The 24566-nt window shown below is 72.4% G+C and carries 27 protein-coding genes; 10 read left to right on the top strand and 17 right to left on the bottom strand.

What is annotated here, in order from left to right; all coding sequences use genetic code 11:
- The first annotated feature begins 1 nt into the window (after window position 1).
- Window positions 2-439 (top strand): heat shock protein transcriptional repressor HspR, encoded by a 438-nt coding sequence (locus AC1DQF_RS05070; RefSeq protein WP_477524116.1) that lies wholly within the window; start codon window positions 2-4, stop codon window positions 437-439.
- Here the strand turns inward: AC1DQF_RS05070 and AC1DQF_RS05075 are convergent.
- Window positions 436-1383, bottom strand: coding sequence for a PfkB family carbohydrate kinase (locus tag AC1DQF_RS05075; RefSeq protein ID WP_477524117.1), 948 nt, complete (start codon window positions 1381-1383; stop codon window positions 436-438). The genes AC1DQF_RS05070 and AC1DQF_RS05075 overlap by 4 nt on opposite strands.
- A complete protein-coding gene (locus tag AC1DQF_RS05080; protein ID WP_477524118.1) occupies window positions 1380-1919 on the bottom strand; it encodes a cysteine hydrolase family protein in 540 nt (179 codons plus the stop codon). Before AC1DQF_RS05080 ends, AC1DQF_RS05075 begins: the two co-directional genes overlap by 4 nt.
- A 183-nt stretch (window positions 1920-2102) precedes the next feature.
- On the opposite strand from AC1DQF_RS05080, the gene AC1DQF_RS05085 reads away from it, so the two are divergent.
- Entirely contained in the window at window positions 2103-2615 is a 513-nt protein-coding gene (locus tag AC1DQF_RS05085; RefSeq protein WP_477524119.1) for a hypothetical protein, read from the top strand.
- 9 nt (window positions 2616-2624) lie between these two features.
- Here AC1DQF_RS05085 and AC1DQF_RS05090 read toward each other — a convergent pair whose 3' ends face one another.
- From AC1DQF_RS05090 to AC1DQF_RS05100, 3 genes are read right to left on the bottom strand one after another with little or no spacing between them, the layout of a single operon-like run.
- Window positions 2625-3407, bottom strand: coding sequence for a pentapeptide repeat-containing protein (locus AC1DQF_RS05090; protein ID WP_477524120.1), 783 nt, complete (start codon window positions 3405-3407; stop codon window positions 2625-2627).
- A 34-nt stretch (window positions 3408-3441) separates the two neighbouring features.
- Window positions 3442-3609: a hypothetical protein gene (locus AC1DQF_RS05095; RefSeq protein WP_477524121.1), complete on the bottom strand. Its 168-nt coding sequence runs from the start codon at window positions 3607-3609 to the stop codon at window positions 3442-3444.
- A gap of 4 nt (window positions 3610-3613) precedes the next feature.
- Window positions 3614-4717, bottom strand: a complete 1104-nt coding sequence (locus AC1DQF_RS05100; RefSeq protein WP_477524122.1) for a hypothetical protein — start codon at window positions 4715-4717, stop codon at window positions 3614-3616.
- 61 nt (window positions 4718-4778) lie between these two features.
- On the opposite strand from AC1DQF_RS05100, the gene AC1DQF_RS05105 reads away from it, so the two are divergent.
- Complete coding sequence (locus tag AC1DQF_RS05105) at window positions 4779-5174, top strand: NUDIX hydrolase (protein ID WP_477524123.1); 396 nt, start codon at window positions 4779-4781, stop codon at window positions 5172-5174.
- 11 nt (window positions 5175-5185) lie between these two features.
- On the opposite strand, the gene AC1DQF_RS05110 is transcribed toward AC1DQF_RS05105, so the two are convergent.
- Window positions 5186-5794: a hypothetical protein gene (locus AC1DQF_RS05110; protein WP_477524124.1), complete on the bottom strand. Its 609-nt coding sequence runs from the start codon at window positions 5792-5794 to the stop codon at window positions 5186-5188.
- A 181-nt stretch (window positions 5795-5975) separates the two neighbouring features.
- On the opposite strand from AC1DQF_RS05110, the gene clpB reads away from it, so the two are divergent.
- Together clpB and AC1DQF_RS05120 are read left to right on the top strand one after the other, a co-directional pair.
- On the top strand, window positions 5976-8558 hold the full coding sequence (clpB, locus tag AC1DQF_RS05115) for an ATP-dependent chaperone ClpB (RefSeq protein ID WP_477524125.1): 2583 nt from the start codon (window positions 5976-5978) through the stop codon (window positions 8556-8558).
- 134 nt (window positions 8559-8692) lie between these two features.
- Window positions 8693-9529 carry a CPBP family intramembrane glutamic endopeptidase gene (locus AC1DQF_RS05120; RefSeq protein ID WP_477524126.1) on the top strand — a complete coding sequence of 279 codons (837 nt, stop codon included), beginning with the start codon at window positions 8693-8695 and terminating at the stop codon, window positions 9527-9529.
- Window positions 9530-9538: 9 nt separating this feature from the next.
- Here the strand turns inward: AC1DQF_RS05120 and AC1DQF_RS05125 are convergent, their stop codons facing one another.
- Window positions 9539-9940, bottom strand: a complete 402-nt coding sequence (locus AC1DQF_RS05125) for a DoxX family protein (RefSeq protein WP_477524127.1) — start codon at window positions 9938-9940, stop codon at window positions 9539-9541.
- Window positions 9941-9981: 41 nt separating this feature from the next.
- Between AC1DQF_RS05125 and AC1DQF_RS05130 the strand changes: the two genes are divergently transcribed.
- A complete protein-coding gene (locus AC1DQF_RS05130) occupies window positions 9982-10155 on the top strand; it encodes a hypothetical protein (RefSeq protein WP_477524128.1) in 174 nt (57 codons plus the stop codon).
- Window positions 10156-10298: 143 nt separating this feature from the next.
- On the opposite strand, the gene AC1DQF_RS05135 is transcribed toward AC1DQF_RS05130, so the two are convergent.
- Both AC1DQF_RS05135 and AC1DQF_RS05140 read right to left on the bottom strand, forming a co-directional pair.
- Window positions 10299-11720 (bottom strand): FAD-binding oxidoreductase, encoded by a 1422-nt coding sequence (locus tag AC1DQF_RS05135; protein WP_477524129.1) that lies wholly within the window; start codon window positions 11718-11720, stop codon window positions 10299-10301.
- Between the two features lie 31 nt (window positions 11721-11751).
- Window positions 11752-12663, bottom strand: a complete 912-nt coding sequence (locus tag AC1DQF_RS05140; protein ID WP_477524130.1) for an AEC family transporter — start codon at window positions 12661-12663, stop codon at window positions 11752-11754.
- An 86-nt stretch (window positions 12664-12749) separates the two neighbouring features.
- Between AC1DQF_RS05140 and AC1DQF_RS05145 the strand changes: the two genes are divergently transcribed.
- Window positions 12750-13670 carry a 2-hydroxyacid dehydrogenase gene (locus tag AC1DQF_RS05145; RefSeq protein ID WP_477524131.1) on the top strand — a complete coding sequence of 307 codons (921 nt, stop codon included), beginning with the start codon at window positions 12750-12752 and terminating at the stop codon, window positions 13668-13670.
- Window positions 13671-13672: 2 nt separating this feature from the next.
- Here the strand turns inward: AC1DQF_RS05145 and AC1DQF_RS05150 are convergent, their stop codons facing one another.
- A complete protein-coding gene (locus tag AC1DQF_RS05150; protein WP_477524132.1) occupies window positions 13673-14878 on the bottom strand; it encodes an alpha-hydroxy acid oxidase in 1206 nt (401 codons plus the stop codon).
- Window positions 14879-14988: 110 nt separating this feature from the next.
- On the opposite strand from AC1DQF_RS05150, the gene AC1DQF_RS05155 reads away from it, so the two are divergent.
- Window positions 14989-16107, top strand: coding sequence for an L-talarate/galactarate dehydratase (locus AC1DQF_RS05155; RefSeq protein ID WP_477524133.1), 1119 nt, complete (start codon window positions 14989-14991; stop codon window positions 16105-16107).
- Window positions 16108-16115: 8 nt separating this feature from the next.
- Entirely contained in the window at window positions 16116-16790 is a 675-nt protein-coding gene (locus AC1DQF_RS05160) for a FadR/GntR family transcriptional regulator (RefSeq protein WP_477524134.1), read from the top strand.
- A gap of 223 nt (window positions 16791-17013) precedes the next feature.
- On the opposite strand, the gene AC1DQF_RS05165 is transcribed toward AC1DQF_RS05160, so the two are convergent.
- Genes AC1DQF_RS05165 through AC1DQF_RS05185 form a run of 5 tightly spaced genes read right to left on the bottom strand, consistent with a single transcriptional unit; the run spans window position 17014 to window position 21834 of the window.
- Window positions 17014-18297, bottom strand: a complete 1284-nt coding sequence (locus AC1DQF_RS05165; protein WP_477524135.1) for a glucarate dehydratase family protein — start codon at window positions 18295-18297, stop codon at window positions 17014-17016.
- Window positions 18294-18689 (bottom strand): universal stress protein, encoded by a 396-nt coding sequence (locus AC1DQF_RS05170; protein ID WP_477524136.1) that lies wholly within the window; start codon window positions 18687-18689, stop codon window positions 18294-18296. The genes AC1DQF_RS05165 and AC1DQF_RS05170 overlap by 4 nt, the downstream gene beginning before the upstream one ends.
- On the bottom strand, window positions 18686-20233 hold the full coding sequence (locus AC1DQF_RS05175) for a tripartite tricarboxylate transporter permease (RefSeq protein ID WP_477524137.1): 1548 nt from the start codon (window positions 20231-20233) through the stop codon (window positions 18686-18688). The genes AC1DQF_RS05170 and AC1DQF_RS05175 overlap by 4 nt, the downstream gene beginning before the upstream one ends.
- 18 nt (window positions 20234-20251) lie before the next feature.
- The gene (locus AC1DQF_RS05180) at window positions 20252-20791 is read right to left on the bottom strand and encodes a tripartite tricarboxylate transporter TctB family protein (RefSeq protein WP_477524138.1); all 540 of its coding nucleotides are present in this window, start codon (window positions 20789-20791) and stop codon (window positions 20252-20254) included.
- A 44-nt stretch (window positions 20792-20835) separates the two neighbouring features.
- Window positions 20836-21834, bottom strand: a complete 999-nt coding sequence (locus AC1DQF_RS05185; protein ID WP_477524139.1) for a Bug family tripartite tricarboxylate transporter substrate binding protein — start codon at window positions 21832-21834, stop codon at window positions 20836-20838.
- A 117-nt stretch (window positions 21835-21951) separates the two neighbouring features.
- On the opposite strand from AC1DQF_RS05185, the gene AC1DQF_RS05190 reads away from it, so the two are divergent.
- Window positions 21952-22863, top strand: a complete 912-nt coding sequence (locus AC1DQF_RS05190) for a LysR substrate-binding domain-containing protein (protein ID WP_477524140.1) — start codon at window positions 21952-21954, stop codon at window positions 22861-22863.
- Window positions 22864-22869: 6 nt separating this feature from the next.
- Here the strand turns inward: AC1DQF_RS05190 and AC1DQF_RS05195 are convergent, their stop codons facing one another.
- Window positions 22870-23316: a hypothetical protein gene (locus tag AC1DQF_RS05195; protein ID WP_477524141.1), complete on the bottom strand. Its 447-nt coding sequence runs from the start codon at window positions 23314-23316 to the stop codon at window positions 22870-22872.
- Between the two features lie 79 nt (window positions 23317-23395).
- Window positions 23396-24535, bottom strand: coding sequence for a CDP-glycerol glycerophosphotransferase family protein (locus tag AC1DQF_RS05200; RefSeq protein ID WP_477524142.1), 1140 nt, complete (start codon window positions 24533-24535; stop codon window positions 23396-23398).
- Window positions 24536-24566: the final 31 nt, after the last annotated feature.

The following is a 24566-nucleotide window of genomic DNA, read 5'->3' on the forward strand; positions in this document are numbered from 1 at the left end:
CATGAGTCCGTCGCGGGGCATCCCGTTCGGCAGCCCGTCGCCGGACATGGCCGTCTACGTCATCAGCGTCGCGGCCGAGCTCACCGGGTTGCACCCGCAGACCCTGCGGGCCTACGAGCGGATGGGGCTGATCGCCCCCGGGCGCACCCCGGGCGGCGGTCGGCGCTACTCCCACCGCGACCTCGAGCTGCTGCGCGAGATCGCCGACCTGACGAGTGCGGGCATCGGCATCGAGGGCGTACGCCGCATCCTCGAGCTCGACCACCAGGTCAGTGCCCTGCGCTCGCGCAACGAGGAGCTCGCGGCCGAGCTCGTCGCCACCCGCGAGGCACTGCGCCAGGCCCTCGCCGCGGCGCGGGGCTCGGCCCCCAACAAGCTCCCGGTCCTCCGCGGACCCGACCCGGGCCAGTCGCTGATGGTCTGGCGCCGCTCGCCCTAGCGACCGGCGAGGAACTCCTCCACCTCGGCGACGGTCGGTGCGGTGGCCGGCCCGCGCCGGGTGACCTTGATGGCCGCCGCGGCGTTGGCCCGCCGGCAGGCCTGGACCCACCCGTGCCCGGCGGCGACGTCGGCGACGAGCGCCCCGGTGTGGGTGTCGCCGGCGCCGTTGGTGTCGACCGCCTTCTGCGGGAAGCCGGGCAGCAGGGTGGTCTCGCCACCCACCGTCACCGCGCACCCGGCGGGACCGTCGCGGACGATGGCCACGGCGTCGCCGCGCAGGAGCGGGGCGAGCGCCCGGGCGGGTGCGGCCATCGAGTCCGCGCCCTCGTCGAGCGGCCGGTCGAGGGCGGCCAGCAGGWCCGCGGCCTCCTCGGCGTTGCCCGACCAGACGTCGGTGTGCGCCAGCATCGGGTCGCGGACCTCGGCCGGCAGGTGCGCGAACGCGGCACCGGGATCGAGTACGACGACCACTCCCTCGTCGAGGGTCGGCAGCCACGCCAGCAGCGGGTCCCGGGTCTCGGCGAGGACCAGCGAGTAGCCGGTGACGCACACCAGGTCGCCGGCCACCGGGGCGGCGGTGGAGAGCGACTCGACGCTGATGTCGCGCTCGGCGCCCAGGGTGGTGACGAACGTCCGCTCGGCCGATGGCTCGACCAGCACGAGGCAGGTCGCGGTGTCCTTGGTGGTGATCGCCGGCGCGGACACCGTGACCTCCTCGGCGGCCAGCGAGGCCCGGACCAGGTCGCCGTTGGGACCGGTCCCGTGGGCTCCGGCGTGCACGCAGGCGGCACCGAAGCGGGCGGCGGCGACCAGGACGTTGACCGAGCCCCCGGCGTACCGCGTGCTGGAGCCGGCCATCACGTTCTGGCCGCGGCGGGGCAGCGCCGGCACCTCCACGACCACGTCCACGAGCGCCTGGCCGGTGTGGATCACGCGACTCACCCGAGGACCTCCGCGGTGGTGGCCAGGGTGATCTGCGGCGGGTAGAGCGCCATCACGTCGAGCGCGTTGCGGTGGTTCTCGGGGGTCGAGCCGGCACACGCGTCGGTGACCACGGTGAGGGTGGCCCCCGCGTCCGCGGCGGCCAGCGCGGTGGAGATCACGCAGCAGTCGGTCGCGACCCCGGCCACGACCAGGTGCGGGAGGTCGCCGGTGACCGCGGCCAGAGCAGGCCCCCACTTGCCGAAGGTCGTGGCGCTCACGACGGGTGCGTCGATGTCGCGCACCTCCTCGACCAGCTCGTAGAGGCGGTCGTCGGCGGGGACCCGGGCGAAGGGCCAGGCCTCGAGGTAGGGCCCCCAGCTGCCCGGCGCCGGGTCGGGCGCCACCCACCGGGTCAGGACCGTGCGACCGGCGTACCGCGCGGCCAGTCGGTGCACGGGGTCCAGGATCCCGGCGAACATCGGCGAGCCCCACGGGCTGTCGGGCGAGGCGAAGATGCGCTGCGGGTCGATCACGAGCAGCCAGGGTTCGGACATGCGCACACTCTGGCAGCCCACGGGCCGACGCGAGGAGTGGCCGCGGGTGTGGCGGCGTGGTGCTCCACGAAACGCCGGACCGGACCGCGACTCGTCCCTACGCTGTGGTGAGGCACGGGTCGCAGGGACCCGCCGCGGATCGGGGGTCCAGGGATGCGGAGAACGATGCGGAGACTGGCCCTGGTGCTCGTCCTGCCCCTGCTGGCGGTCCCGGCGCCGGCGCACGCCGGCCACAGGACGGTCGAGGACCCCGACGACTTCCAGGTCCCGTACGTCGCGATCGAGAGGGTGCATTTCGCCTACGGTCGGCGCGTCAGGGCCACCGTCGAGCTCACGTCGCTGACCGCCGTGGACGGCTACGGCTTCCAGGCGCGTGGGCCGCGGGGGCACACGTGGTCGGTGGGCTGGGCACGCGACGGCTCGCGCTACTTCACCCACTTCATGTGGCCGGGCGAGTCCGCCGACCGGATCCGCTGCCGGGCCCGCTGGAGCGAGGACGCGAGGGCGCGGACGGCGACCATGAGCTTCCCGTCCTCCTGCCTGCGGATCGCCGGCCGGCCCGTCCCGTGGCTGCGGATGACGATGACCGCCGAGGGTCACGGGGACGACGGGGGCTTCCTCATGGACAGCGCGCCGGGCGGCAGCTCGAGCGCCCCGTCCGCGGTGGCCTTCACGGGCCGCATCCGTCGGGGCTGAGCTCCTCCGTCAGGCCCAGTGGCCGGGACGCGCGAGACCTCCGGGCAGCCGCGTGGCGGCGTTGCCGCGCATCGCGTTGAGCTGGGACTGGGAGAGGAAGAGCGCGCGGGCCAGCGTCGCGTCGCGCACGTCGGCGTCGCGCACGTCCGCGCCGAGGAGGTCGGCCTCGCTGAGGTCGGCACCGCGGAGGTCGGCGGCGATGAGCAGGGCTCCCCGCAGCGCCGCGCCACGCAGGTCGGTGCCGCGCAGGTCGGTGCCGGCGAGGTCGTCGTGGGCCAGGTCGATGCGGCCCGCCCACCGAGACCGTGCGCGCGCGCTGGCACGCGCCAGGACGTCACCGACCTCGACGCGCAGGATGTCGACCTCGAGGGCCAGCACCTCCTCGGGAGTCCCGGCCACGTGCGCGGCGAGCCGGTCGCGGAGGTCGCCCGTCACGCCGGTCACGCGCTCCTCGGCCTCCGTCAGGTGCGCGAGCATCTCGTGCAGCTGACGCATCACCGACAGCACGGCGGCCATCTCCCCGAGGTTGCCCTGGTCGCGCCACGAGACGCCGCGGTAGGTGACCTGGGAGACCTGCTGCCCGGCGCCGAAGCAGTCGAAGACGGTGCACCCGGGCCAGCCGTCCTCGCGCAGGGTGGCGTGGATGCCGCAGCCGTCGTCGCTGCCCAGGTGGTGGCAGGGGGTGCCGCTCGCCTTGGTGGCGCCGAACCCCGCGTCGCGCGAGAAGGGGATCAGGACGCAGCACAGCCCGAAGCAGCTGGAGCAGTCCGCACGCAGGACGGGGAGGGTCACCTCGCCATCATGGCGGGTCGTCGCCGGCCCGGCGTCAGCGGTAGTAGCCGCCGGCGATCGCGTAGGCGTTGACGACGATGAGCACGGCGAAGGCCGCGCCGACGTACCGGTTGTCGCCGATGTGCTCCCCCAGCCACTTCATGTCGCCGACCGTGGCACCGGCGCCGGGCGGGTGTCGAGAGGGCGGGTCGGATCCCGTCACGGATTTACCCCATTCGGGGAGGGGTGGTCCGCACCTCGTCCCGGGCCCGGTGTGCGTGCACGGGCTGCCAGGCGTCGTGCAGCGTCGTGAGCAGGCTGAGGAGCAGCACGAAGAACAGGGCCGCGCTCTCGTCGATGTCCCGCAGGCCCAGGACCACGCGGGCGACCAGCACCAGCGCGACGTTCAGTGCGATGCGCACCCCGAAGGTCACCGCCAGCGACTCGAGGCTGAAGGAGCGCCGCGAGGCGGCCAGCACGATGGCGGCGTTGAGGACCACGAGCGTGGAGATCCCGACGAGCAGCTCGAGGTTGGATGCCCGCATGCCGGGCACCGTCTGGGCGAAGATGATCGAGAGGAGCCCGACCAGCACGACCTTCTCGAGCGTGACCCCCGAGCGCAGCCGCGAGGTGTCGGCCCGCCACGCCGCGCGCTCGGCGGCGGTCTCCATCTCCTCCGGGAGCGGGTCGGGGGCGATGCGCAGCGACCAGTCCGGCTCGGGCAGCCGCGGGCGCACCACGAACCACAGCACCGCAGCCAGGGTGGCGATCAGGCCGATGAGCAGGGGCCAGGCCCAGTCGTAGTCGGCCAGGGTGTCGGTCACGTCGAGCTGGGCGACGTGGATCCAGTACTCCTGGGGGAGCTTGATGAACACCCAGATCAGCCCGGCCACCACGATCCACCAGCGGCGTACGAACCGCAGCGGGTCCCACCGCGAGCGCACGGCCTCGTAGGCGATGAAGAAGTACTCGAAGGTGTTGGCGAAGATCAGCAGCAGAGCGCGTATCTGGAGGAGCTCGAAGGCGACCACGCCCACCAGGCGGTAGAAGTAGAGGAAGCGACCCACCTGGAAGGCCCCTGTGGAGGTCCAGTTGCGCAGCGTCGCGAGGTAGGCGATGGCGAGGTAGTAGACGTCCATCGCCTTGTCGTAGCTCTGGTAGCCGGGCGGGTCGTAGCCGAAGGCCTGGAAGACCGTCTGGTCGACCGCGTCCACCACCAGGCAGGCCACGATGGCCGGGAGCGGGTAGAGCGGGATCAGGAGCGGCAGCAGCAGCCGCACGCCGACCACCGTCACGAACAGCCACTCCATGGCCACGAGCATGGCGGCCACCGTCGCCCGTGTCACGAGGACCGGGCACCGGTCTGGTCGGGGTCACCGGCACACTGGCGCCATGACCGGCACCTTCGTCGTCGCCGCGGTTGCCTTCGTGCGCGACGGCCGCGTGCTCACCGTCCGCAAGCGCGGGACCAGCCGCTTCATGCTGCCGGGCGGCAAGCTGGAGCCGGGGGAGAGCGCGTACGCCGCGGCGGTCCGCGAGGTCCGTGAGGAGGTCGGCCTCGAGGTCGACGACCTGACGCTGCTGGGCGAGTTCACCGCCGACGCCGCGAACGAGCCGGGACACCTCGTCGAGTCCACGGTGTACGCCGCGTCGCTGCCCGGTGGGGTCGTGGAGCCGGCCGCCGCCGGCGAGATCGCCGAGCTCCGGTGGGTCGAGCTGGCCGGCGCCCACGACGACCTGGCGCCACTCCTGGTCGACCACGTGATGCCCCTGCTCCGACGGGGCTGAGGAGGCCCGGGTCAGGCCGGCGAGTCCATCCTGGGCTCCTTCAGGTCGTAGAAGGTGCGCTCGCCGACCGTGAGGGACTCCATCTCCTCCATCATCCTGCGCAGCTCCGCCGGGGGCTCCTGCTGCTCTCCGGCACGGGCCTCGGCCTCCGACCGGAACCAGATCCACATCGTCCATCCGCCGTCCCCGTGGTACGCCGAGAGGGTTCCGAGGATGTCCGGTCGGAACGCCTGCCAGTCCGTCGGATCCGAGGCCATCAGCTCGCGGCTCCGGTCGGGGTCGCTGGTCCGGCCCTGCATCACCTGCACGAAGCCGGCCTCGTCGGGGTCGCCGTAGGTGTCGGCCTCCACGGACGTGCTGTTGTGGAACACGGGCTCCGCGGTGAAGTTCGCGGCCATCCGCTCCCACCACGCGCCCTGCTCGGGCCGGTCGCCGTTGCGCTGCGCCGCCTCCTCGGACTCGAAGCGGGCCAGGGCGACGAGCGTGCCGTCCTCGGTCATGCCGCCCGTGCTGCCCAGCCAGCCCTCGGCGCCTGGGGCCAGGTCGCGCACCCACTCGTCCATGAGGCCGAGCACGTCGGCGCCCTCCCTCACCGGTCCCTTGAACACCTGCACGAACATGTCGTCCTCCCCAGCTCGACCGAACCCCCGCCCGGCTCTCGACGCTACGCCGGACCCTGCCTGCGCGGTATCGCGCAAACGGACCAACGTCGCCAGAGTTGAGGGGAATCGACTCAACTTCTGGCGCGTTGGGGCGAGTGGGACCACAGTGGTCCCAGGACGACCAGGAGGAGAGCCGCAGTTGAGCCAGTTCGGCGCCGAGAAGTTCACCACCCGCAGCCGTGAGGTCATCGAGGCTGCCCAGCTCGCCGCGACCACGGCGGGCAACACCCAGACAGAGCCCATCCACCTGCTGGTGGCGTTGCTGCGCCAGGAGGACGGCACGGCCCGCAACCTCGTCGGCAAGGCCGGCGTCGACGCGGCCGCACTGACCGCCCGGGCCGAGCAGACGATGCAGTCCCTGCCGCGGGCCAGCGGCTCCACGGTGCAGCAGCCCGCAGCGAGCGCGTCGCTCACCCGGGTGCTGGCCAGCGCCCTCGACCTCGCCTCCGGCATGAAGGACGACTACGTCGCCACCGAGCACCTGCTCATCGCGACCGCCACCGTCGACAGCCCGGCCCGCACGCTGCTCACCGACGCCGGACTGRCGGAGTCCGGGCTGCGTGAGGGGCTGACCGCCGTGCGCGGCAACCGCCGGGTCACCAGCCCGGAGGCCGAGTCGTCGTACGAGGCCCTGGAGAAGTACTCCGTCGACCTCACCCGCTCCGCCGAGGAGGGCCGCCTCGACCCCGTCATCGGTCGCGACTCCGAGATCCGCCGCGTGATCCAGGTGCTCAGCCGACGGACCAAGAACAACCCCGTGCTCATCGGCGAGCCCGGCGTCGGCAAGACCGCGGTGGTCGAGGGCCTGGCCCAGCGCGTCGTGGACGGCGACGTGCCCGACAGCCTCAAGGGCCGTCGGGTGCTCAGCCTCGACCTGGCCGCGATGGTGGCGGGCGCGAAGTACCGCGGCGAGTTCGAGGAGCGGCTCAAGGCCGTCCTCGAGGAGATCAAGGACGCCGGCGGGCAGGTCATCACCTTCATCGACGAGCTGCACACGGTCGTCGGCGCGGGCGCCGGCGGCGACTCCGCGATGGACGCCGGCAACATGCTCAAGCCGATGCTGGCGCGCGGAGAGCTGCACATGATCGGCGCGACCACCCTGGACGAGTACCGCGAGCGGATCGAGAAGGACCCCGCCCTGGAGCGACGCTTCCAGCAGGTCTTCGTCGGCGAGCCCAGCGTCGAGGACACCATCCAGATCCTGCGCGGCATCCAGGAGAAGTACGAGGCGCACCACGGCGTCCGGATCACCGACGCCGCGCTGGTCGCGGCGGCGACGCTCTCGGACCGCTACATCACCGGACGCCAGCTGCCCGACAAGGCGATCGACCTCATCGACGAGGCCAGCTCGCGGCTGCGGATGGAGCACGAGTCCAGTCCCGAGGAGATCGACCAGCTCCGTCGCCAGGTCGACCGGCTCAAGATGGAGGAGTTCGCGCTCGACAAGGAGACCGACGACGCCTCCCGCGAACGGCTCGCCGTGCTCAAGGCCGACCTCGCCGACAAGGAGGAGGAGCTGCGCGGTCTCGAGGCCCGCTGGGAGCGGGAGAAGTCGTCGCTCGAGGGCGAGGGCGAGCTGCGTCGCCAGCTCGACGCGCTCCGGGTCGAGGCCGACAAGCTGCTTCGCGAGGGCGACCTCGCCGGCGCGAGCAAGATCAACTACGAGTCGATCCCCGCGCTGGAGCGGCAGATCGCGACCGCGGAGACGACCGAGGAGCAGGTCACCGAGAAGCTCGTGGGCGACGAGGTCGGCGCCGAGCAGATCGCCGACGTCGTGGAGGCCTGGACCGGCATCCCGACGGGCCGGCTGCTCCAGGGCGAGACGGCCAAGCTGCTCGAGATGGAGTCGGTGATCGGCGCACGGCTGATCGGTCAGCGCGACGCGGTGACCGCGGTGAGCGACGCCGTACGCCGCTCGCGGGCCGGCATCGCCGACCCGAACCGACCCACCGGCTCGTTCCTCTTCCTGGGCCCGACCGGCACCGGCAAGACCGAGCTGGCCAAGTCCCTGGCCGACTTCCTCTTCGACGACGAGCGCGCGATCGTGCGCATCGACATGAGCGAGTACGGCGAGAAGCACTCGGTCTCGCGACTCGTCGGCGCCCCTCCCGGCTACGTCGGCTACGACGAGGGCGGCCAGCTCACCGAGGCCGTGCGCCGACGCCCCTACAGCGTCGTGCTGCTCGACGAGGTCGAGAAGGCGCACCCGGAGGTCTTCGACGTCCTCCTCCAGGTGCTCGACGACGGCCGGCTCACCGACGGCCAGGGCCGCACGGTCGACTTCCGCAACACCCTGCTCATCCTGACGAGCAACCTCGGCTCGGCGTACCTCGTCGACCCGACGATGGACCCGGTGGCCCGCAAGGAGTCGGTGATGGGCGTGGTGCGCTCGTCGTTCAAGCCGGAGTTCCTCAACCGGCTCGACGAGATCGTGCTCTTCGACGCGCTCACCAAGGACGACCTGGCGCACATCGTCGACCTGCAGCTGGCGCTGCTCGAGAAGCGGCTCGCCGTCCGCCGGATCACCATCCACGTGACCGACGCGGCGCGCGCCTGGCTGGCGGAGACCGGCTACGACCCGGCGTACGGCGCCCGGCCGCTGCGCCGGCTGATCCAGTCGGCCATCGGCGACCCGCTCGCGCGACGCCTCATCGGTGGCGAGGTCACCGAAGGCGGCTCGGTGACGGTCGACGTCAGCGCGGACGGGCTCGTCGTGGGCTGATCCGCGGGCGACGAGGTCGGCCAGCAAGTCGGCCCTCGCCGCGACCAGCCGCCCCGAGCATCCGTCCGTACGACGCCGCGCCGGCCGCCGTGATCCTCAGCCGATGATCAGGCCTCTGCGCGATGCTGTGTCCCGTGAGTGACGCGCCGACCACCGCAGCCCGCCCGTGGTGGCGGCTGCCGGACACCCCGGTCCCCGGCGGTGTGCCCGAGCTGGCCCGGGCGCTGCTGTGGTGCGAGCTGGCGATCGTGCTGCTCGTGTCGCTGGGGCGCTCGGCGCTCTACTCGGTCGTCAGCCTGCTGTCCGCGCTCACGGCGCCCGGACCGCTGTCCGCCCAGGCGGCGAACCTCAACAACACGCTCGCCCCCGACCGGCCGTGGCTGGACCTGACCTACCAGCTGCTGCGCATCGGCTTCGCCCTCGTGCCCGTCGCGCTGGCGGCGTACCTGCTGGTCCGCTCGGGCACGCGCGTCCGCGACGTCTGGGCGCGCGGTGGTCGCTGGTCGACGTGGGGTGACCTGGGGCGCGGCGCGTGGCTGGCGCTGGGTGTCGGCACGGTCGGCGTCGTGTTCTACGTCGCGACCTTCGCCCTGGGCACCAACCTGACGGTCGTCGCCCAGTCGCTGCCGGGCGAGTGGTGGCAGGTCCCGGTGCTGGTGCTCGCGGCCGCCGAGAACGCGGTGCTCGAGGAGTTCGTGGTGCTCGGGTTCGTGCAGGTGCGGCTGCGCCAGCTCGGCTTCGGCGACTCGGCGGCGATCGGTCTCGCGGCCCTGCTGCGAGGCAGCTACCACCTCTACCAGGGCCTCGGCGGCTTCGTCGGCAACCTCGCGATGGGCCTGCTGTTCGGCTGGCTCTTCCGTCGCTGGGGCCGCGTGATGCCGTTCGTGGTCGCGCACACGCTGCTCGACGTCGGCGCGTTCGTCGGGTACGCCGTCCTGGCCGGGCGGGTCGACTGGCTGCCGACCCTCTAGGCCGTCCGGTCAGTCGTCTGCACGACGTCGCGAGAGCCAGCCGCCGCCCCACAGTGCCCAGAGCACCAGGACCGGCTGGAAGAACAGCCGGACGAGGCGCGCCCGGTCGGTGTCGAGCCCGAAGGCGTCGACGCCCTCTACGTACTGCGCCACGTTGCCCGGGAAGATCGCGACGAAGAACGCCGCGAGCAGCCCGCCGACGAGCCGCTTGCGCTGCGGCAGGGCGACGAACGCTGCGCCCAGCCCGATCTCCACGACCCCGGACGCGATGACCGTGAAGTCCTCGTCGAGCGGGAACCAGGACGGCACCTGGGCCTGGAACTCCTCGCGCTGGGTGGTCAGGTGGAGCACGCCGGCGCCCACCATCGCCGTACCGAGCAGGAGACGGGCGGCGGTGCGTGCAGTGCTCATGACTCGCAGCCTAGGGGTTGACGGGTGGCGATCCGGACCCCATGCGGCGCAAGGACGGCCGGGTCACCTTGCTCACCCTCAACCCCGGGAGCCTCGACGACCTCGCGACCTGGGCGATGAGCACCCGATTGATGTGGTCGGGGCTGCTCGACCGCGTGGCCGCCTCCGTCGAGGAGCCCGCCGACCCCACCCGCACCAAGGAGTCCGACCGATGACCACGCTCTCGTTCACCCGCACCGTCGCCGTGCCGCCGAAGGTGGCCTACGAGGCCTGGGTCGATCCGCTACGCCGCCGTGTCGGGGTAGTCCGTGACGAAGGGACCCCGCATCCGACGTCGGAGGGGTCCGATCGTCACGGACTATCCCGGCAGGACGGGCGGTAGCGGGAGCACCGCACCCGGGTTCATCAGCCCGGCGGGGTCGAGGGCGTCCTTGACGGCGCGCATCAGCGAGACCTCGACGTCGCTCTTGTACGCCGCCGCCGCGGCCGCCTTGGACCGCCCGAGGCCGTGCTCGGCGCTGATGCTCCCGACCGACTCGGCGACCGACGCGTTGACGACGTCCGACAGCGCTGCCGCATGCGTCAGGAACTCCTCGGCGGACAGGTGCTCGGGACGCGAGAGGTTGTAGTGCAGGTTGCCGTCGCCCACGTGGCCGTAGACGAACAACCGTGTCCCGGGCAGGTGCGCCTCGACGGCGGGGCCGGTCCGCGCGACGAAGTCGGCCAGGCCGGTGATGGGCACCGACACGTCGTGCTTGACCGTCGGGCCGTGGACCTCCTGGGCCTCCGACACCCGCTCGCGCAGCGCCCACAGGCCGGCCCGCTGGGCGGGGGACCCGGCGATCGCGGCGTCGAGGACCAGCCCCGACCCGACCGCCTCGCCGAGAGCGGCCTCCAGCGCGGAGTCCACGTCGGCGCCGGCGGGACCGGCGAGCTCGGCCAGGCCGTACCACTCCGACGCGGTGGCCAACGGGTCCGCGAGCCCGGCTCCCACGACCAGGTCGCGGGCGGGTCGCGAGACCAGCTCCCAGGTGGTGAGCCGGTCGCCCCCGTGGTCGCGCAGCACCCCGAGCAGCTCCGCGGCGGCCGCGACGTCGCGGAGCGCCACCCAGGCGGTCGCCCGGGACGGGGTCGCCGGTTGCAGCGCGAGCACGGCGGCGGTCACCACCCCGAGCGTGCCCTCGGCGCCGATGAAGAGCTGCTTGAGGTCGTAGCCGGTGTTGTCCTTGCGCAGCGAGCGCAGGCCGTCCCACACCCGCCCGTCGGGCAGCACCACCTCGAGGCCCAGCACCTGGTTGCGCATCATCCCGTAGCGCAGCACCGCGGTACCGCCGGCGTTGGTCGAGATGTTGCCGCCGATCGTGCAGCTGCCCTGCGACCCGAGGGTCAGCGGGAACAGCCGGCCGACCGCGGCCGCCGCCTCCTGCACCGTCGCCAGCGCCGCGCCGGCCTCGACGGTGATCGTGCCGCCCACCGCGTCGACCGCCCGGACCGCCCGCATCCGCCCCAGCGACAGCACCACCTGCGAGCCGGAGTCGTCGGGGACCGCACCGCCGCTCATCCCGGTGTTGCCGCCCTGGGGGACGACCACCACCCCCGCGTCGTGCGTGAGGCGCAGGACGTCGGCGACCTCGGCGGTGCTCCCGGGGCGTACGACGGCCAGCGGGCGCCCGCTGTAGGCGCCGCGCCAGTCCGTGTCGTACGCCGCCAGGTCGGCCGGGTCGGTCAGCACGTGGGCGTCGCCCACCACGGAGCGGAGGGTGGCGAGGAGGTCGGTCATGGGGGGATTCTCCCGGGTTCGGCCGAGCTGGTCAGCCCAGCAGGACGGCGATGAGCAGGGCGACGGGCAGCGAGGCGAGGGTGGTCACGAGGATCGTCTCCCGTGCCACGTCCTCCCCGGTCCGGTAGCGGGTGGCGTGCAGGAAGATGTTCTGCGCGGTCGGCAGCGCGGCGGTGATGACCACCCCGAGCAGCACCCGGCCCTCCAGGCCCAGGGCGGTGCCGACGGACCAGGCCACGACCGGCATCACGCCGAGCTTGAGCACGCTCGCGACGAGCACCTCGCCGTTGTGGCCGGCCCTCCCCGGCCACGGGCTGAGCCGCAGCGCTGCGCCGTACGACAGCAGCATCGCGGGGATCGCGAGGCCGGCCAGCAGCTCGATCGGCGACATCACGATCCGGGGCAGCTCCCAGCCGGTGAGGGCCAGCACCAGACCGAGCAGGGCCGCCACGGTGAGCGGGTTGGTGGTGAGCCGTCGCAGGGCCGCGCGCACGCCGTCGCCGCGACCGGTCAGCCGGTCGAGGACGACCAGCGCGGCCGGCTGCACGAGCAGCATCTGCACCAGCAGCGTGGGGACCACGACGGTGGTGTCCCCGACGACGAAGGCCGCGACCGCGATGCCCAGGTTGCCCGCGTTGACGTACGACGACGAGAGCGAGCCGATGAGCACCGAGCCGACGTCGAGCCCGCGCCGCCACCGCGCCCACGCGGCGTACAGCAGGAAGCAGGTGGTCAGCGAGGCGGCGGACGCGGCGAGGTTGGCGACCGCGCCGCCGATCTCGACGTCGCTGATCACCACGATCATCAGCGCGGGCGAGGCGACGAAGAACGCCACCTCGCCCAGGGTCCGCTGGGAGCGCGCGTCGAGCACGCCGGCGTGCGCGAGCGCGGCGCCGCACGCGATGACGACGAGGATCGTCACGAAGCCGATCAGCAGGTCCACGAGTCCTCCCGGGTGCGCGCAGGGGGCATGACGCGATGCCGAGGGGGCAATGGACGCGCGCGACGGCGCCCGGGAAGGATGGCCGCGTGACCCAGCCCCGAGTCGTCCGTGTCGGCCCCCTGATGCCCTTCCTGGAGGAGGCGCTCGTGCGTGAGCACGACGCCCCCTCGCTCGCCGACGTCGGCGGTGTGACCGCAGGGATCGAGGTCGCCGTGGCCGGCGGTGGCACTCCGATCGGGGCGGCCGAGATGGATGCGCTGCCCGACCTGCGGGCGGTCGCGAACTTCGGGGTCGGCTACGACAACGTCGACGTCGCCGAGGCGACCCGTCGCGGCATCGTCGTCTCCAACACCCCCGACGTGCTGACCGACGCGGTGGCCGACCTGTCGGTCGCGCTGGTGCTCGGCGTGATGCGCCAGGTCGGCGCTGCCGAGCGTTGGCTGCGCCGCGGCGAGTGGGCGGCAGGCGGCCGGTTCCCGCTGACCCGCGACGTGCGCGGCTCGACGATCGGCATCCTCGGCCTGGGCCGCATCGGCCACGCGGTCGCGGAGCGGCTGGAGGTCTTCGGGGCCACCGTCGCCTACCACTCGCGCAGTGCCAAGGACGTCGCGTGGGCCTACCACGACAGCCCGGTCTCGCTGGCCCAGGCGAGCGACGTGCTGGTCGTGCTGACCCCCGGCGGGGCCGGCACCGAGCACCTGGTCGACGCCGCGGTCCTCGACGCGCTCGGTCCCGAGGGCTACCTGGTCAACGTGGCCCGCGGCTCGGTCGTGGACGAGAAGGAGCTCGTCGCCGCCCTGGAGGCCGGCCGGATCGCGGGTGCCGGGCTCGACGTCTTCGCCGACGAGCCGCACGTGCCGGCCGAGCTGCTGGAGCGCGAGGACGTCGTGCTGCTCCCGCACGTCGGCAGCGCCACCGTGCAGACCCGCGAGGCGATGGCCCGGTTGGTGCTCGACAACGTGGCGGCGTTCCTCGAGGACGGCGAGCTCGTCACGCCGGTCGGCTGACCTCACCGGGTCGGTCCCGCGACCGGTGCCGGCAGCGCCACGTGCCCGGGGTGGAGGTCCGCGACGGTCGGCGCACCCAGCAGCGCCATGGTGTGCGCGAGCTCGTCGGTGAGGAAGCCCAGCGCGGCGTCGACGCCGCGGCGCCCGCCCACCATGAGGCCGTAGAGGTAAGCACGTCCGACCATCACCGCGCTGGCGCCGAGGGCGACCGCCGCCGCGACGTCGGAGCCGGTGCGGATGCCGGAGTCGACCATCACCTCGGCGCGGTCGCCGATCGCCTCGACGACGTGGGGGAGCAGGTCGAGCGGCACCGGGGACCGGTCGAGCTGGCGCCCGCCGTGGTTGGAGAGCACCACCGCGGCGGCGCCCGCGTCGACGGCGGCCAGCGCATCCGCCACCGACAGCACTCCCTTGACCACGACCGGACCCTGCCACTGCTCGGTGAGCCAGGCGACGTCGGCCGGTCGCAGCGCCTGCTCGCGCAGGGTGTTGGACATCCCCCAGCGGGCGTGGTGCGAGCCCGGCGCGAAGGTCGCGAACCGCAGCGGCTCGGTGGTCAGGATGTCGCCCACCCACCGAGGGCGGCGGGCCATGTCGGCGAAGGTCCGCAGGGTCAGCGCCGGGGGGATCGAGAAGCCGTTGCGGCGGTCCTGCCACTTCGCGCCGCTGAGCGCGGTGTCGACGGTCAGCACCAACGCCTCGTACCCGTTCCGGCGGGCCTGCGCGAGGTGCTCGAGGCTCACGTCGCGATCCTTCATCAGGTAGAGCTGGAACCAGTTCCGCCCCTCCGGTGCCGCCGCGGCCACGTCCGGGATCGAGGTCGTGGCGTACGTCGAGAGGGTGTACGGCAGCCCGTGGGCCTGCGCCGAGGCGGCGACCGCGCACTCGCCGGAGTGGTGCGAGAGCCGGGTGTAGCCGGTCGGTGCGAGCCCGATCGGTGCGCTCGCCGGCCGGCCCAGGATGGTGGTCGAGGTGTCCGGCTCACCCACCGTCGCGAACGTGTCCGGTCGCAGCTCGAGGGCGTCGTACGCCGCGCGGTTGCGGCGCATCGTGCGCTCGGTCTCGGCGCCGGTCTCGACGTAGTCCATGACCGCGCGCGGCACCCGGCGGCGCGCCTCGCGGGCCAGGTCGTCGACGCATACGCAGCGCGCGAGTCGTCGTACGACCGGGTCCCGCGACCACGGCCGGGTGACGAGGAAGGGGGCCACGTCGGCCCACCTGGGGATCCGCCTGACGGTCGACATCTCTGGACAGCCCCTCACTCATCGGATAAGTTCTCAACTCATCATACAAGTTGGCCCACCGCGAAGGAACACCGATGCCCGACTCCATCCGCAGCCTGAAGCTGTCCCACGTCGTCCTGCCGATCGCCAACCCGGTGAGCGACGCCAAGGTGCTCACCGGCAAGCAGAAGCCGCTCACCGAGACGGTGCTTCTCTTCGTCGAGGTCACGACCGAGCAGGGCCTCACCGGCATGGGGTTCTCCTACTCCAAGCGCGCGGGCGGCAAGGCGCAGTTCGCCCACCTCAAGGAGGTCGCGGAGGTCGCCATCGGACAGGACCCCAGCGACATCGCCAAGATCTACGAGTCGCTCATGTGGGCCGGCGCCTCGGTCGGTCGCTCCGGCGTCGCGACCCAGGCGGTCGCCGCCCTCGACGTCGCGCTGTGGGACCTCAAGGCCCGCCGCGCCGACCTGCCGCTGGCCAAGCTGCTGGGTGCGCACCGCGACTCCTGCCGCGTCTACAACACCTCCGGCGGCTTCCTCCAGGCCTCGCTGGAGGAGATGAAGGAGAAGGCCAGCGCCTCGCTGGAGGCCGGCATCGCGGGCATCAAGATCAAGGTCGGCCAGCCCGACTGGCGCCTCGACCTCGAGCGGGTCGCGGCGATGCGCGAGCACCTCGGCGACGGGCCGTTCATGGTCGACGCCAACCAGCAGTGGGACCGCGCCCGCGCCCGCCGGATGTGCCGCGAGCTCGAGCAGCACGACCTCGTCTGGATCGAGGAGCCCCTCGACGCGTGGGACGCCGTCGGCCACGCCGACCTGTCGCACGAGTTCGACACCCCGATCGCCACCGGCGAGATGCTGACGTCGGTCGCCGAGCACATGGCGCTGCTCGACGCCGGCTACCGCGGGATCGTCCAGCCCGACGCCCCGCGCATCGGCGGCATCACGCCGTTCCTGAAGTTCGCCACCATCGCGGCGCACCGCGGCCTGGCGCTCGCGCCCCACTACGCCATGGAGATCCACCTGCACCTCGCCGCGGCGTACCCCACGGACCCGTGGGTCGAGCACTTCGAGTGGCTGGCGCCGCTCTTCGACGAGCAGATCGAGATCAGCGACGGGCAGATCTGGGTGCCGCAGCGCCCGGGCCTCGGCTTCACGCTGTCGGAGCAGATGCGGGCCCACACCGAGGACACGGTGACGTTCGGGGCATGATGCCGCCCATGAGGACCCGCCCCCAGCACGTCGTCGCGGGACTCAAGGACAAGATCCTGCGCGGCGAGCTGGCGCCCGGCGCCAAGCTGCCGTCGGAGGCCGAGCTGATCGACGAGTACGCCGTCTCCCGCACCGTCGTGCGGGAGGCGGTGTCCCGCCTCCAGGCGGAGGGGCTCGTCGAGACCTTCCAGGGGCGCGGGTCGTTCGTGCTCGCGGTGCCCGAGCCGTCGTCGTTCACGCTGGAGACCTCGGCGATCCGCAGCCACCACGACGTCCTGGCGATGGTCGACTTCCGGATCGGGGTCGAGACCGAGGCCGCCGGTCTGGCCGCCGGCCGGATCGGGCCGGCGGGCGCCGCGGCGATCACCGCCGCGCACGAGTCCTTCACGGCCGCCGGGCACGAGGGGGCGGTGGAGGCGGACTTCGCCTTCCACCGGGCCGTCGCCGCGGCCACCGACAACCGCTTCTACCTCGACCTGCTCGACTCGCTCGGCCCGATGATGATCATGCTCCCGCGCACCCGCCTCGGCGAGGAGTACACGATGACCGACGCCACCCACGTCGAGCGCGTGCAGCGCGAGCACGACAACATCGCCGCCGCGATCCTGGCCGGCGACGTCGAGACCGCCCGGGCCGCCATGCGGCTGCACCTCGGCAACACCCGCCGCCGCCTCACCCCCTGACGCCGAGCGGGCACTTCCTGGCGCGTCACATGTGCCGAGCGGGCACTTCCTGGCGCGTCACACGTGCCGAGCGGGCACTTCCTGGCGGTTCGAGGTCGGATCGCGGCGTCGGGGAACCGGATCGGCGTACGACGATGCCGCCGGGGCAGTCTCGTTCCCGGCCCCCAAGCGCAAGGAACTGCCCGGTCGGCGCCCTCCAAGCGCAAGGAACTGCCCGCTCACCTCACCAGCGCGAGGTGTTCACCTGGAAGTCCGGGTCGATGGTGCGCATGTAGACGGTGTCCTCGCGCCGGCGCACGCCGCAGGAGAGGTACTGCTCGTGGAGCAGCCCGAGCATGCCGCGGTCGAGCTCGACGCCGAGCCCCGGTCCGGTGGGGACGTCCAGCGCCCCGTCGGTGAACGACAGCACGCCCGGCTTGATCAGGTCCTGCGTCTTCCACGGGTAGTGCGTGTCGCAGGCGTACGTGAGCGTGGGCGACGCCGCGGCCAGGTGGGTCATCGCCGCCAGGGAGACGCCGAGGTGGGAGTTGCTGTGCATCGACAGCCCCAGGCCCCACGTCTCGGTGATCCCGGCCAGCAGCTGCGAGCGGCGCAGCCCGCCCCACAGGTGGTGGTCGGAGAGCACGATCTGCACGGCGTCGGACGCGATCGCGGGCGGCAGGTGCTCGAGGGCGATGACGCACATGTTGGTCGCGAGCGGCACGTCGGTCCCGGCCGACACCTGGGCCATCCCGTCGATGCCGGGAGTGGGGTCCTCGAGGTACTCGATGACCCCCTCGAGCCGCTTCGCCACCTCGAGCGAGGTGGACGGCGTCCACGCCCCGTTGGGGTCGAGCCTCAGTGGCAGGTCGGGGAAGGCGTCGCGCAGCGCCTCGACGGCTTCGCACTCCTGCTCCGGCGGCAGCACGCCGCCCTTGAGCTTGAGGGAGCCGAAGCCCCAGCCGTCGACCATCCGGTGCGCCTGCGCGACCAGTTGGTCGGGCGTGAGCGCCTCGCCCCACACGTCTTCAGGGGAGTCGGGGGTGCCTGGGGAGCCGGGGTGGCCGGCCCACTTGTAGAAGAGGTAGCCGCTGAAGGGCACTCGGTCGCGCACCCGGCCGCCGAGGACCTCGCTCACGGGCCGCGCGGTCTCGTGGCCCTGGAGGTCGATGCAGGCGACCTCGAAGGGGGAGTAGACCGTCTCGACGGCGGACGACACGTCGAGCATCCCGCCGAAGGACGCCCCGGCCCCGCCGGTCTCGCGACCCAGCACGTCCACGACGACCCGACGCACACCGGCGAGGTCGAACGGGTCGAGGCCGCCGAGCGCGGACGCGACCGCGGACAGCCGCGCGAGGTGGGCCTCGTCGGCGTACGTCTCGCCGAGCCCGAGCAGGCCGGAGTCGGTGTGCACCTCGACGATCGCGCGCAGCGCCCACGGCTGGTGGACGCCGACGACGTTCAGCAGCGGCGGGTCGGCGAAGGCGAYCGGGGTGACGACGACGCGTGAGATCCGCGACGAGGTCATCGGGCCGGCTTGACGGCCAGCACGGGCGTGTCGAGCTCGAGGAGCAGGCGCTGCGCGTCGCTGCCCATGACGAGCTTGCCCACCGGCGAGCGCCGGCGCAGGCCGATGATGACGAGCCGGGCACCGGTGCGCTCGATGGCCGTCGTGAAGGCCTCGACGATGTCCGCGCCGTGCCCGGCCTGGTCGATCGACGCGGTGACGCCGCGCTCGGCGGCCGCGGCGACGAGCCGGGCCTCGGCCTCGGGGCCGACCAGGTTGGCGTCGACGGTGCTGCCCCGGCGCGGGCTGTTGAGGATCACGGCGTCGTCGCCGTGGGCGGCCGCCTCCGCGAGCCCGGCCTCGAGGGCCGCCTCGCCGACGGGGGTGGGCACGTAGCCGATGAGGACGGTCATCGCACGCCTGCTTCCTGGTCGCTGCTGTCGCTGTGGTCGGTGGTGTCGGGAGTGGCCGGTCGGGTACGACGCCGCATCGCCAGCTTGACGAGGGGCAGCGCGATCACCAGCACGATGAAGGCGATGATCGCCCCGGAGATCGGCCGGGTGACGAAGCCCGACGGGTCGCCGTCGAAGATCAGCATCGAGCGGCGGAAGCTCGACTCCATGAGCGACCCGAGCACGAACGCCAGGACCATCGGGCCGGGCTCGAAGCCGGTCTTCTTCATGAGGTAGCCGATGATGCCGAAGGCGATCATCACGAAGATGTCGAAGACCGAGTTGTTGATCGTGTAGACGCCGAGGATCGTGATGAGCGCGGTGATCGGGGCCAGGATCGCCGGCYGCACCCGCAGGATCTTCACGAAGATGCCGACCAGCGGGATGCTCAGCACCAGCAGGATCAGGTTGCCGATGTACATCGAGTTGATGACGCCCCAGAAGAGGTCCGGGCGCTCCTCGATGAGCTGCGGTCCGGGGGTCACGCCGACGACGAGCAGGGCCGCGAAGAGCATCGCCATCGAGGCGTTGGCCGGGATGCCGATCGTCAGCAGCGGGATGAAGGAGGAGGTGGCGGCGGCGTTGTTGGCCGACTCGGGACCGGCGACGCCCTCGATGGCGCCGCGGCCGAAGCGTGACGGGTCCTTGGCGACCCGCTTCTCCGCCGCGTACGCCGCCAGCGAGGCCATCACGGCGCCGCCGCCCGGCAGCACGCCGAGGAAGAAGCCGATGAACGAGCCGCGGCCGATGGCGGGGGCGGCCTCCTTGAGGTCCTTGCGCGAGGGCCAGATGTTGGCGATCGCGGCCGGGACGTGCGGCTTGCCGTGCCGCTCCTCGAGGTTGTAGAGGATCTCGCCGACCCCGAACAGGCCCATGGCGACGACGACGAAGTCGATCCCGCTCTGGAGCTGGAGGGTGTCGAAGGTGAAGCGGTTGGCGCTGGTGAAGCTGTCGCTGCCGACGGTGGCCAGCAGCAGTYCGACCGCCGCGGCGACCAGGGCCTTGATCGTGTTGCCGTTGCCCACGGTGGCGACCAGCAGGACCCCGAGCAGGGCCAGTGCGGCGTACTCCGGCGGACCGAAGTCCAGGGCGTAGCTGGCCACGATCGGGCCGAGCAGCGTCAGCCCGATGATGGAGACGGTGGCGCCGAAGAAGGAGCCGATGGCGGCGATGCCGAGCGCGGTGCCGGCCTTGCCCTGCTTGGCCAGGGCGAAGCCGTCGAAGACGGTCACCACCGAGCTGGCCTCACCGGGGATGCGCAGCAGCACCGAGGTGATGGTGCCGCCGTACTGCGCGCCGTAGTAGATGCCGGCGAGCATGATGATCGCCGAGACGGGGTCGTTCGCGTTGTACGCGATGGGCAGCAGGATGGCCATCGTGGCGGCGGGGCCGAGGCCCGGCAGCACGCCGATGAGCATGCCGATCATGACGCCGATGAGGCAGTAGAGCAGGTTGGTCGGTTGCGTCACGACCACGAAGCCGTCGAGGAAGGCGTTCCAGTCCATCGGGGTCTCCTCTCTCGATCAGAAGGCGAGCAGGTGGGGCAGCGGGATCTTCAGGCCGTACAGGAACAGCAGGTAGAACGCTGCCGTCGTGGCGATCGAGATGACGATCGTGCTGCGCCAGGTCTCGCCGCCGAGGAACCGCAGCCAGACGATGCCGAGCAGGAGTGCGGGGATCTCGAAGCCGATCGAGGGCAGCAGGAAGCCGAACGCGACGAACGTCGCGCCGCCCGCCAGGACCAGCAGGCTGGCCCGGGTGAACTTCTCCGCGTCGTCCAGGTGGCGGCCGACCACGAGCAGCATCACCGCGAGCACCGCGATGAGCACGGACACCGCGAAGGGCCACAGGCCCGGGCCGGGCCGCCGGAGCGACCCGAGCCCGTAGCCGTAGGAGAGGTACGCCGCCCCGAGTCCGAGCGCGAGGACCACGAGCGCCGCGACGACCTGGTACGCCGGTCCGCCGGCGGGCGGCCGCTCGTCGGCCAGGTCGCGGGCGACCTCGGCCTGGAGCTCGGCCAGGATGTCCGGCTCGTCCGCCTGGCGCGTGTCACGCTCGCTCATGGTCATCTCGTCTCGTCGTGGGGGTGGCGGGTGGGGGACCCGGGTCAGCTCGCGTCGCCGAGGTCGATGCCGTACTCCTCGACCAGGTCGGCGTACCGCTCCTTGTCCTTCTCGAGCTGCGCGACGACCTCGTCACCGGAGATCTCCATGGGGGTGAGGTTGTTCTGCTCGTTGAAGGCCTTGTACTCGTCGGTCGCGAACGTCGCCTGCATGGCCTCCGCGATGGCGTCCTGGACGTCCTGCGGGGTGCCCTTGGGGACGGTCATGAAACGGTACTGCGCGACCTCGACGTCGAGGCCCTGCTCCTGCGCGGTGGGCACGTCGGGGAGGAAGTCGACCCGCTCGGGGCCGAAGACGGTGAGCGGCACGATCTTGCCCGCCTCGATGTTCTCGACGGCCTCGCCGACCTGCAGGCAGGCGGTGTCGACCTGGTTGCCGAGGAGGGCGGTGAGCGCCGGGGCGCCGCCGTCGAAGGGGATCGCCTCGGCGGGGGTGTCGTTGACGTTGAAGGTCAGCGCGCAGGCGAGCTGCGCGCCGGTGCCGACGCCGGTGGTGCCGTAGGTGATCTTCTTGGTCGCGCCGGCGAGGTCGTCGACCGAGGTGAAGCCGCTGCCCTTGCTGGCGACGAGCACGTAGTCGTCGCGTGAGACGCCCTGGACGACGTCGAAGTCGTCGATGCTGGTGACCTCGTCCTCGCTGACGGCCAGCGGGGTGATCGCGAAGAGCGACGCGTTCTGCACCGAGATGGTGGAGCCGTCGGGCTCGGCCTTGGCGACCTCGGCCGCCGCCAGCGCGCCGTTGGCGCCCTCGCGGTTGATGACCGGGAACGAGCCGCCGAGCTCGTCGGACAGGCCCTGCGAGACCTGGCGGCTGATCAGGTCGGAGGACCCGCCGGCGGAGGCCCCGACCGGCATCTCGACGGCGCCCGAGGGGTAGTCGCCGCTGTCGCTGCCGCCGCCCGCGGTGTTCTGGACGCCGCCGCAGGCGGTGAGGGCCACGACGGCGACGGTCGCGACCGCTCCGAGGCTGAGGTGCTTGCGCATGCTGTGCTCCTTGGAATGTGGTGTGACCGCCGACACTAGAGACGCGCGATGATGCACGTCCAAGCCCGATTCGGCATGGAATGATATGCGCCGCGCATCGTGGACTACCCTGACCGGGTGATCACCCTCGACCAGGTGCGGTCCTTCGTCGCGGTCGCCGAGGAGCTCCACTTCGGCCGCGCCGCCGAGCGGCTGCAGATGACCCAGCCCCCGCTGTCGCGCCAGATCCAGAAGCTGGAGAAGGCGGTGGGCGCCCAGCTGCTCGAGCGGGACAACCGCCGGGTGGAGCTCACCGGGGCGGGCGCGGCCTTCCTCGACGAGGCCTACCGGCTGCTCAACCTGGTGGAGGGCGCGGGGGACCTGGCCCGTCGGGTGGACGCCGGCGCTGCGGGCGTCGTACGCCTCGGCTTCACCGCCGTCTCCGCGATCTCCATCCTCGGCCCGCTGCTGCGCCGGCTGACCGCCGCGCTGCCCGACGTGGAGGTGCTGCTCTCCGAGCGCGTGACCCTCGCGCAGGTCGACGGCATCCGCCGTGGCGAGCTCGACATCGGTCTCGCGCGGCCGCCGTTCGACACCTCGTTGCTGTCCTCGAAGGTCGTCCTGCGCGAGCCGCTGATGGCCGTGGTCCCGGCGGACCACCCGCTCGCGTCACTCGACCGGCCGCTGACGCCGCACGACTTCGAGGGCCAGCCGGTCATCGGCTACCACCCGCAGCAGTCGCGCTACTTCCACGAGCTGTCGGTGCGCTTCCTGGCCAACGCGCACCCGCGCATCGAGCAACGCGTCCACCAGGTGCTCACCGCGATGCTGCTCGTCGCCGCCGACCGCGGACTCGCCCTCGCGCCCGCTTCGGCGACGTCCCTGCAGGTCGACGGCGTCGTCTTCAAGGACCTCGCGCACGGAGGCGGTGACCTCCGGCTCGACGCCGATCCCGAGCGCCCCGTCGAGCTGTACGCCGTGTGGTCGCGCCAGTCCGTGACCCCGGTCGTACGCCGCGTGCTCGACGTGGTCACCCAGGTCGCGGAGTAGCGCTCCTCAGTCGAGGAACCAGGCCATCAGCGCGCGCCCCAGCGGCGAGAACAGCCAGGCCAGCGTGCCGACCGAGATCGCCGCGGCCGCGAGGGCGGGCGCGGTCTGGCGCAGGTCGCTGGCGGCGATGCCCTGGGCGGTGCGCAGCGCGGCCCAGGCCACGACGCCGAGCGCGACCGCGGGGCCCAGGTAGTAGGTGATCGTCCCGCCGAGAAGGAACACCGGTCCCGCGGGGCCGTCGGCGACGCGCAGGTCGTAGGCCCAGCCCACGACCGCCTGCAGTGGCGGGTCCCCGAGGCCCTCGGCGTAGTACGGCAGCGCGAGGAACAGGACGTAGGACCCCGCGCACCCCAGCGCGACCAGCAACGGCGGCCACCCGCGGCGCCACCACGCCGCTCGGGCGGTCGACGTGACCGACACGTCGATGGGGAGCCGAGCGGCAGGGGAGGTCACCCTGCCGATGCTCCCGGTCGCCGGGTGTGCGCCGAGCTGTTCGTGGAGGCGAATCCCCACAAAGGATGAGCGGCGTGGCTCAGGCCGTGATCGCGTCCCCGTGGAGACGGGTGCTGAGCAGGTGGTCGCGCAGCGCCACCAGCTCGCTCACCGCGTCGACGAAGCGGGTCGTGCTGTCCCCGACCGCGATGTCGTCGAAGTAGAAGTGCCGCATCGAAAGCCGGGACAGGTGGTGCTCGTCGTGGTCGAGCCGGGAGGCGATGAGGGAGGCCAGGTCGGCGACGTTCGACTCGTCGATCACGTCGGCGCAGCGGCTGACCGGCACCTCCTGGCGGAACCGCTCGGTGTCCTGGTGCCGGTCGGTGATGAGGATCGGCGCCTCGGTGCGGAGGTAGAGCCAGTCGAGGCCGACCGAGGAGACGTCGGTGATCATCGCGTCGCAGTCGGGCACGACGGCCAGGATGTCCCCGCGCAGCACGCAGGTGTGGCCGGCGTCGGGCTCGCGGTCGGCGGCGTCGGCCACCATCTGGAGGATCGCGAGGTGCGCCTCCTGGACGGCGGGCGTCAGGCTGGTCGTGATCTTGGGGTGCGGCTTGTAGACGAGGCGCACGTCGGGGACGGCCAGGACCGCGCGCACGATGCGGGTGCCGATGGTGTCCAGCGAGGTGTAGTCGTTGTAGTCCGCATCGCCCTCCCAGGTGGGCGCGTAGAGGACGGTACGACGCGTGGTCGGCTCCAGCAGCGGCGCCGGGCGCAGGTCGAGCTGCGGGCGTCCGATGCGGACGAGACGGCGGGTGTCGAAGGCGAGCAGGCCCTCGACGTGGCGCTGCACGGCCGCCTCGCCGGCCACGAAGACCCGGTCGTAGGCCTTGGCATTGTTGCTCGCCATCGACTGCTTGTCGCTCTCGCCGTGGTTGATGTGGGCGTGGAGCATCCGGCCGTCGATGAGCGACTGGAAGTTGAGCATCGAGTTGTTGCAGTACAGCGCGACCTTGGCGTCGAGCTCGTCGTACAGACCGGTCAGCTCGGGGAAGGTCGGCGCGGTGAAGAGGGGGAGCGTCGTCCGCTCCCGGAGCAACGACGCGACGTCGGCATCGCGGACCACGACGCCCACCGGGTGGTGGGCGTGCAGGGTCTCGAGGACCTCCAGCCACTGGATCAGCTGGTAGCTCCGCGTGGGGTCGTCCGCGTAGTACGCGAGGACATGGACGTCGTTCACGTACAGATCCTAGGCAACGCGCCCAGCGGGG

It is taken from the genome of Nocardioides sp. P4_G4, assembly GCF_056401085.1.

Excerpts from the sequence above, each read along its gene's own strand:
- AC1DQF_RS05070 (WP_477524116.1), top strand. The coding sequence starts at position 2 with ATGAGTCCGTCGCGGGGCATCCCGTTCGGCAGCCCGTCGCCGGACATG.
- AC1DQF_RS05080 (WP_477524118.1), bottom strand. The coding sequence starts at position 1,919 with ATGTCCGAACCCTGGCTGCTCGTGATCGACCCGCAGCGCATCTTCGCC.
- AC1DQF_RS05105 (WP_477524123.1), top strand. The coding sequence starts at position 4,779 with ATGACCGGCACCTTCGTCGTCGCCGCGGTTGCCTTCGTGCGCGACGGC.
- AC1DQF_RS05110 (WP_477524124.1), bottom strand. The coding sequence starts at position 5,794 with ATGTTCGTGCAGGTGTTCAAGGGACCGGTGAGGGAGGGCGCCGACGTG.
- AC1DQF_RS05125 (WP_477524127.1), bottom strand. The coding sequence starts at position 9,940 with ATGAGCACTGCACGCACCGCCGCCCGTCTCCTGCTCGGTACGGCGATG.
- AC1DQF_RS05130 (WP_477524128.1), top strand. The coding sequence starts at position 9,982 with ATGCGGCGCAAGGACGGCCGGGTCACCTTGCTCACCCTCAACCCCGGG.
- AC1DQF_RS05135 (WP_477524129.1), bottom strand. The coding sequence starts at position 11,720 with ATGACCGACCTCCTCGCCACCCTCCGCTCCGTGGTGGGCGACGCCCAC.
- AC1DQF_RS05155 (WP_477524133.1), top strand. The coding sequence starts at position 14,989 with ATGCCCGACTCCATCCGCAGCCTGAAGCTGTCCCACGTCGTCCTGCCG.
- AC1DQF_RS05160 (WP_477524134.1), top strand. The coding sequence starts at position 16,116 with ATGAGGACCCGCCCCCAGCACGTCGTCGCGGGACTCAAGGACAAGATC.
- AC1DQF_RS05170 (WP_477524136.1), bottom strand. The coding sequence starts at position 18,689 with ATGACCGTCCTCATCGGCTACGTGCCCACCCCCGTCGGCGAGGCGGCC.
- AC1DQF_RS05180 (WP_477524138.1), bottom strand. The coding sequence starts at position 20,791 with ATGAGCGAGCGTGACACGCGCCAGGCGGACGAGCCGGACATCCTGGCC.
- AC1DQF_RS05185 (WP_477524139.1), bottom strand. The coding sequence starts at position 21,834 with ATGCGCAAGCACCTCAGCCTCGGAGCGGTCGCGACCGTCGCCGTCGTG.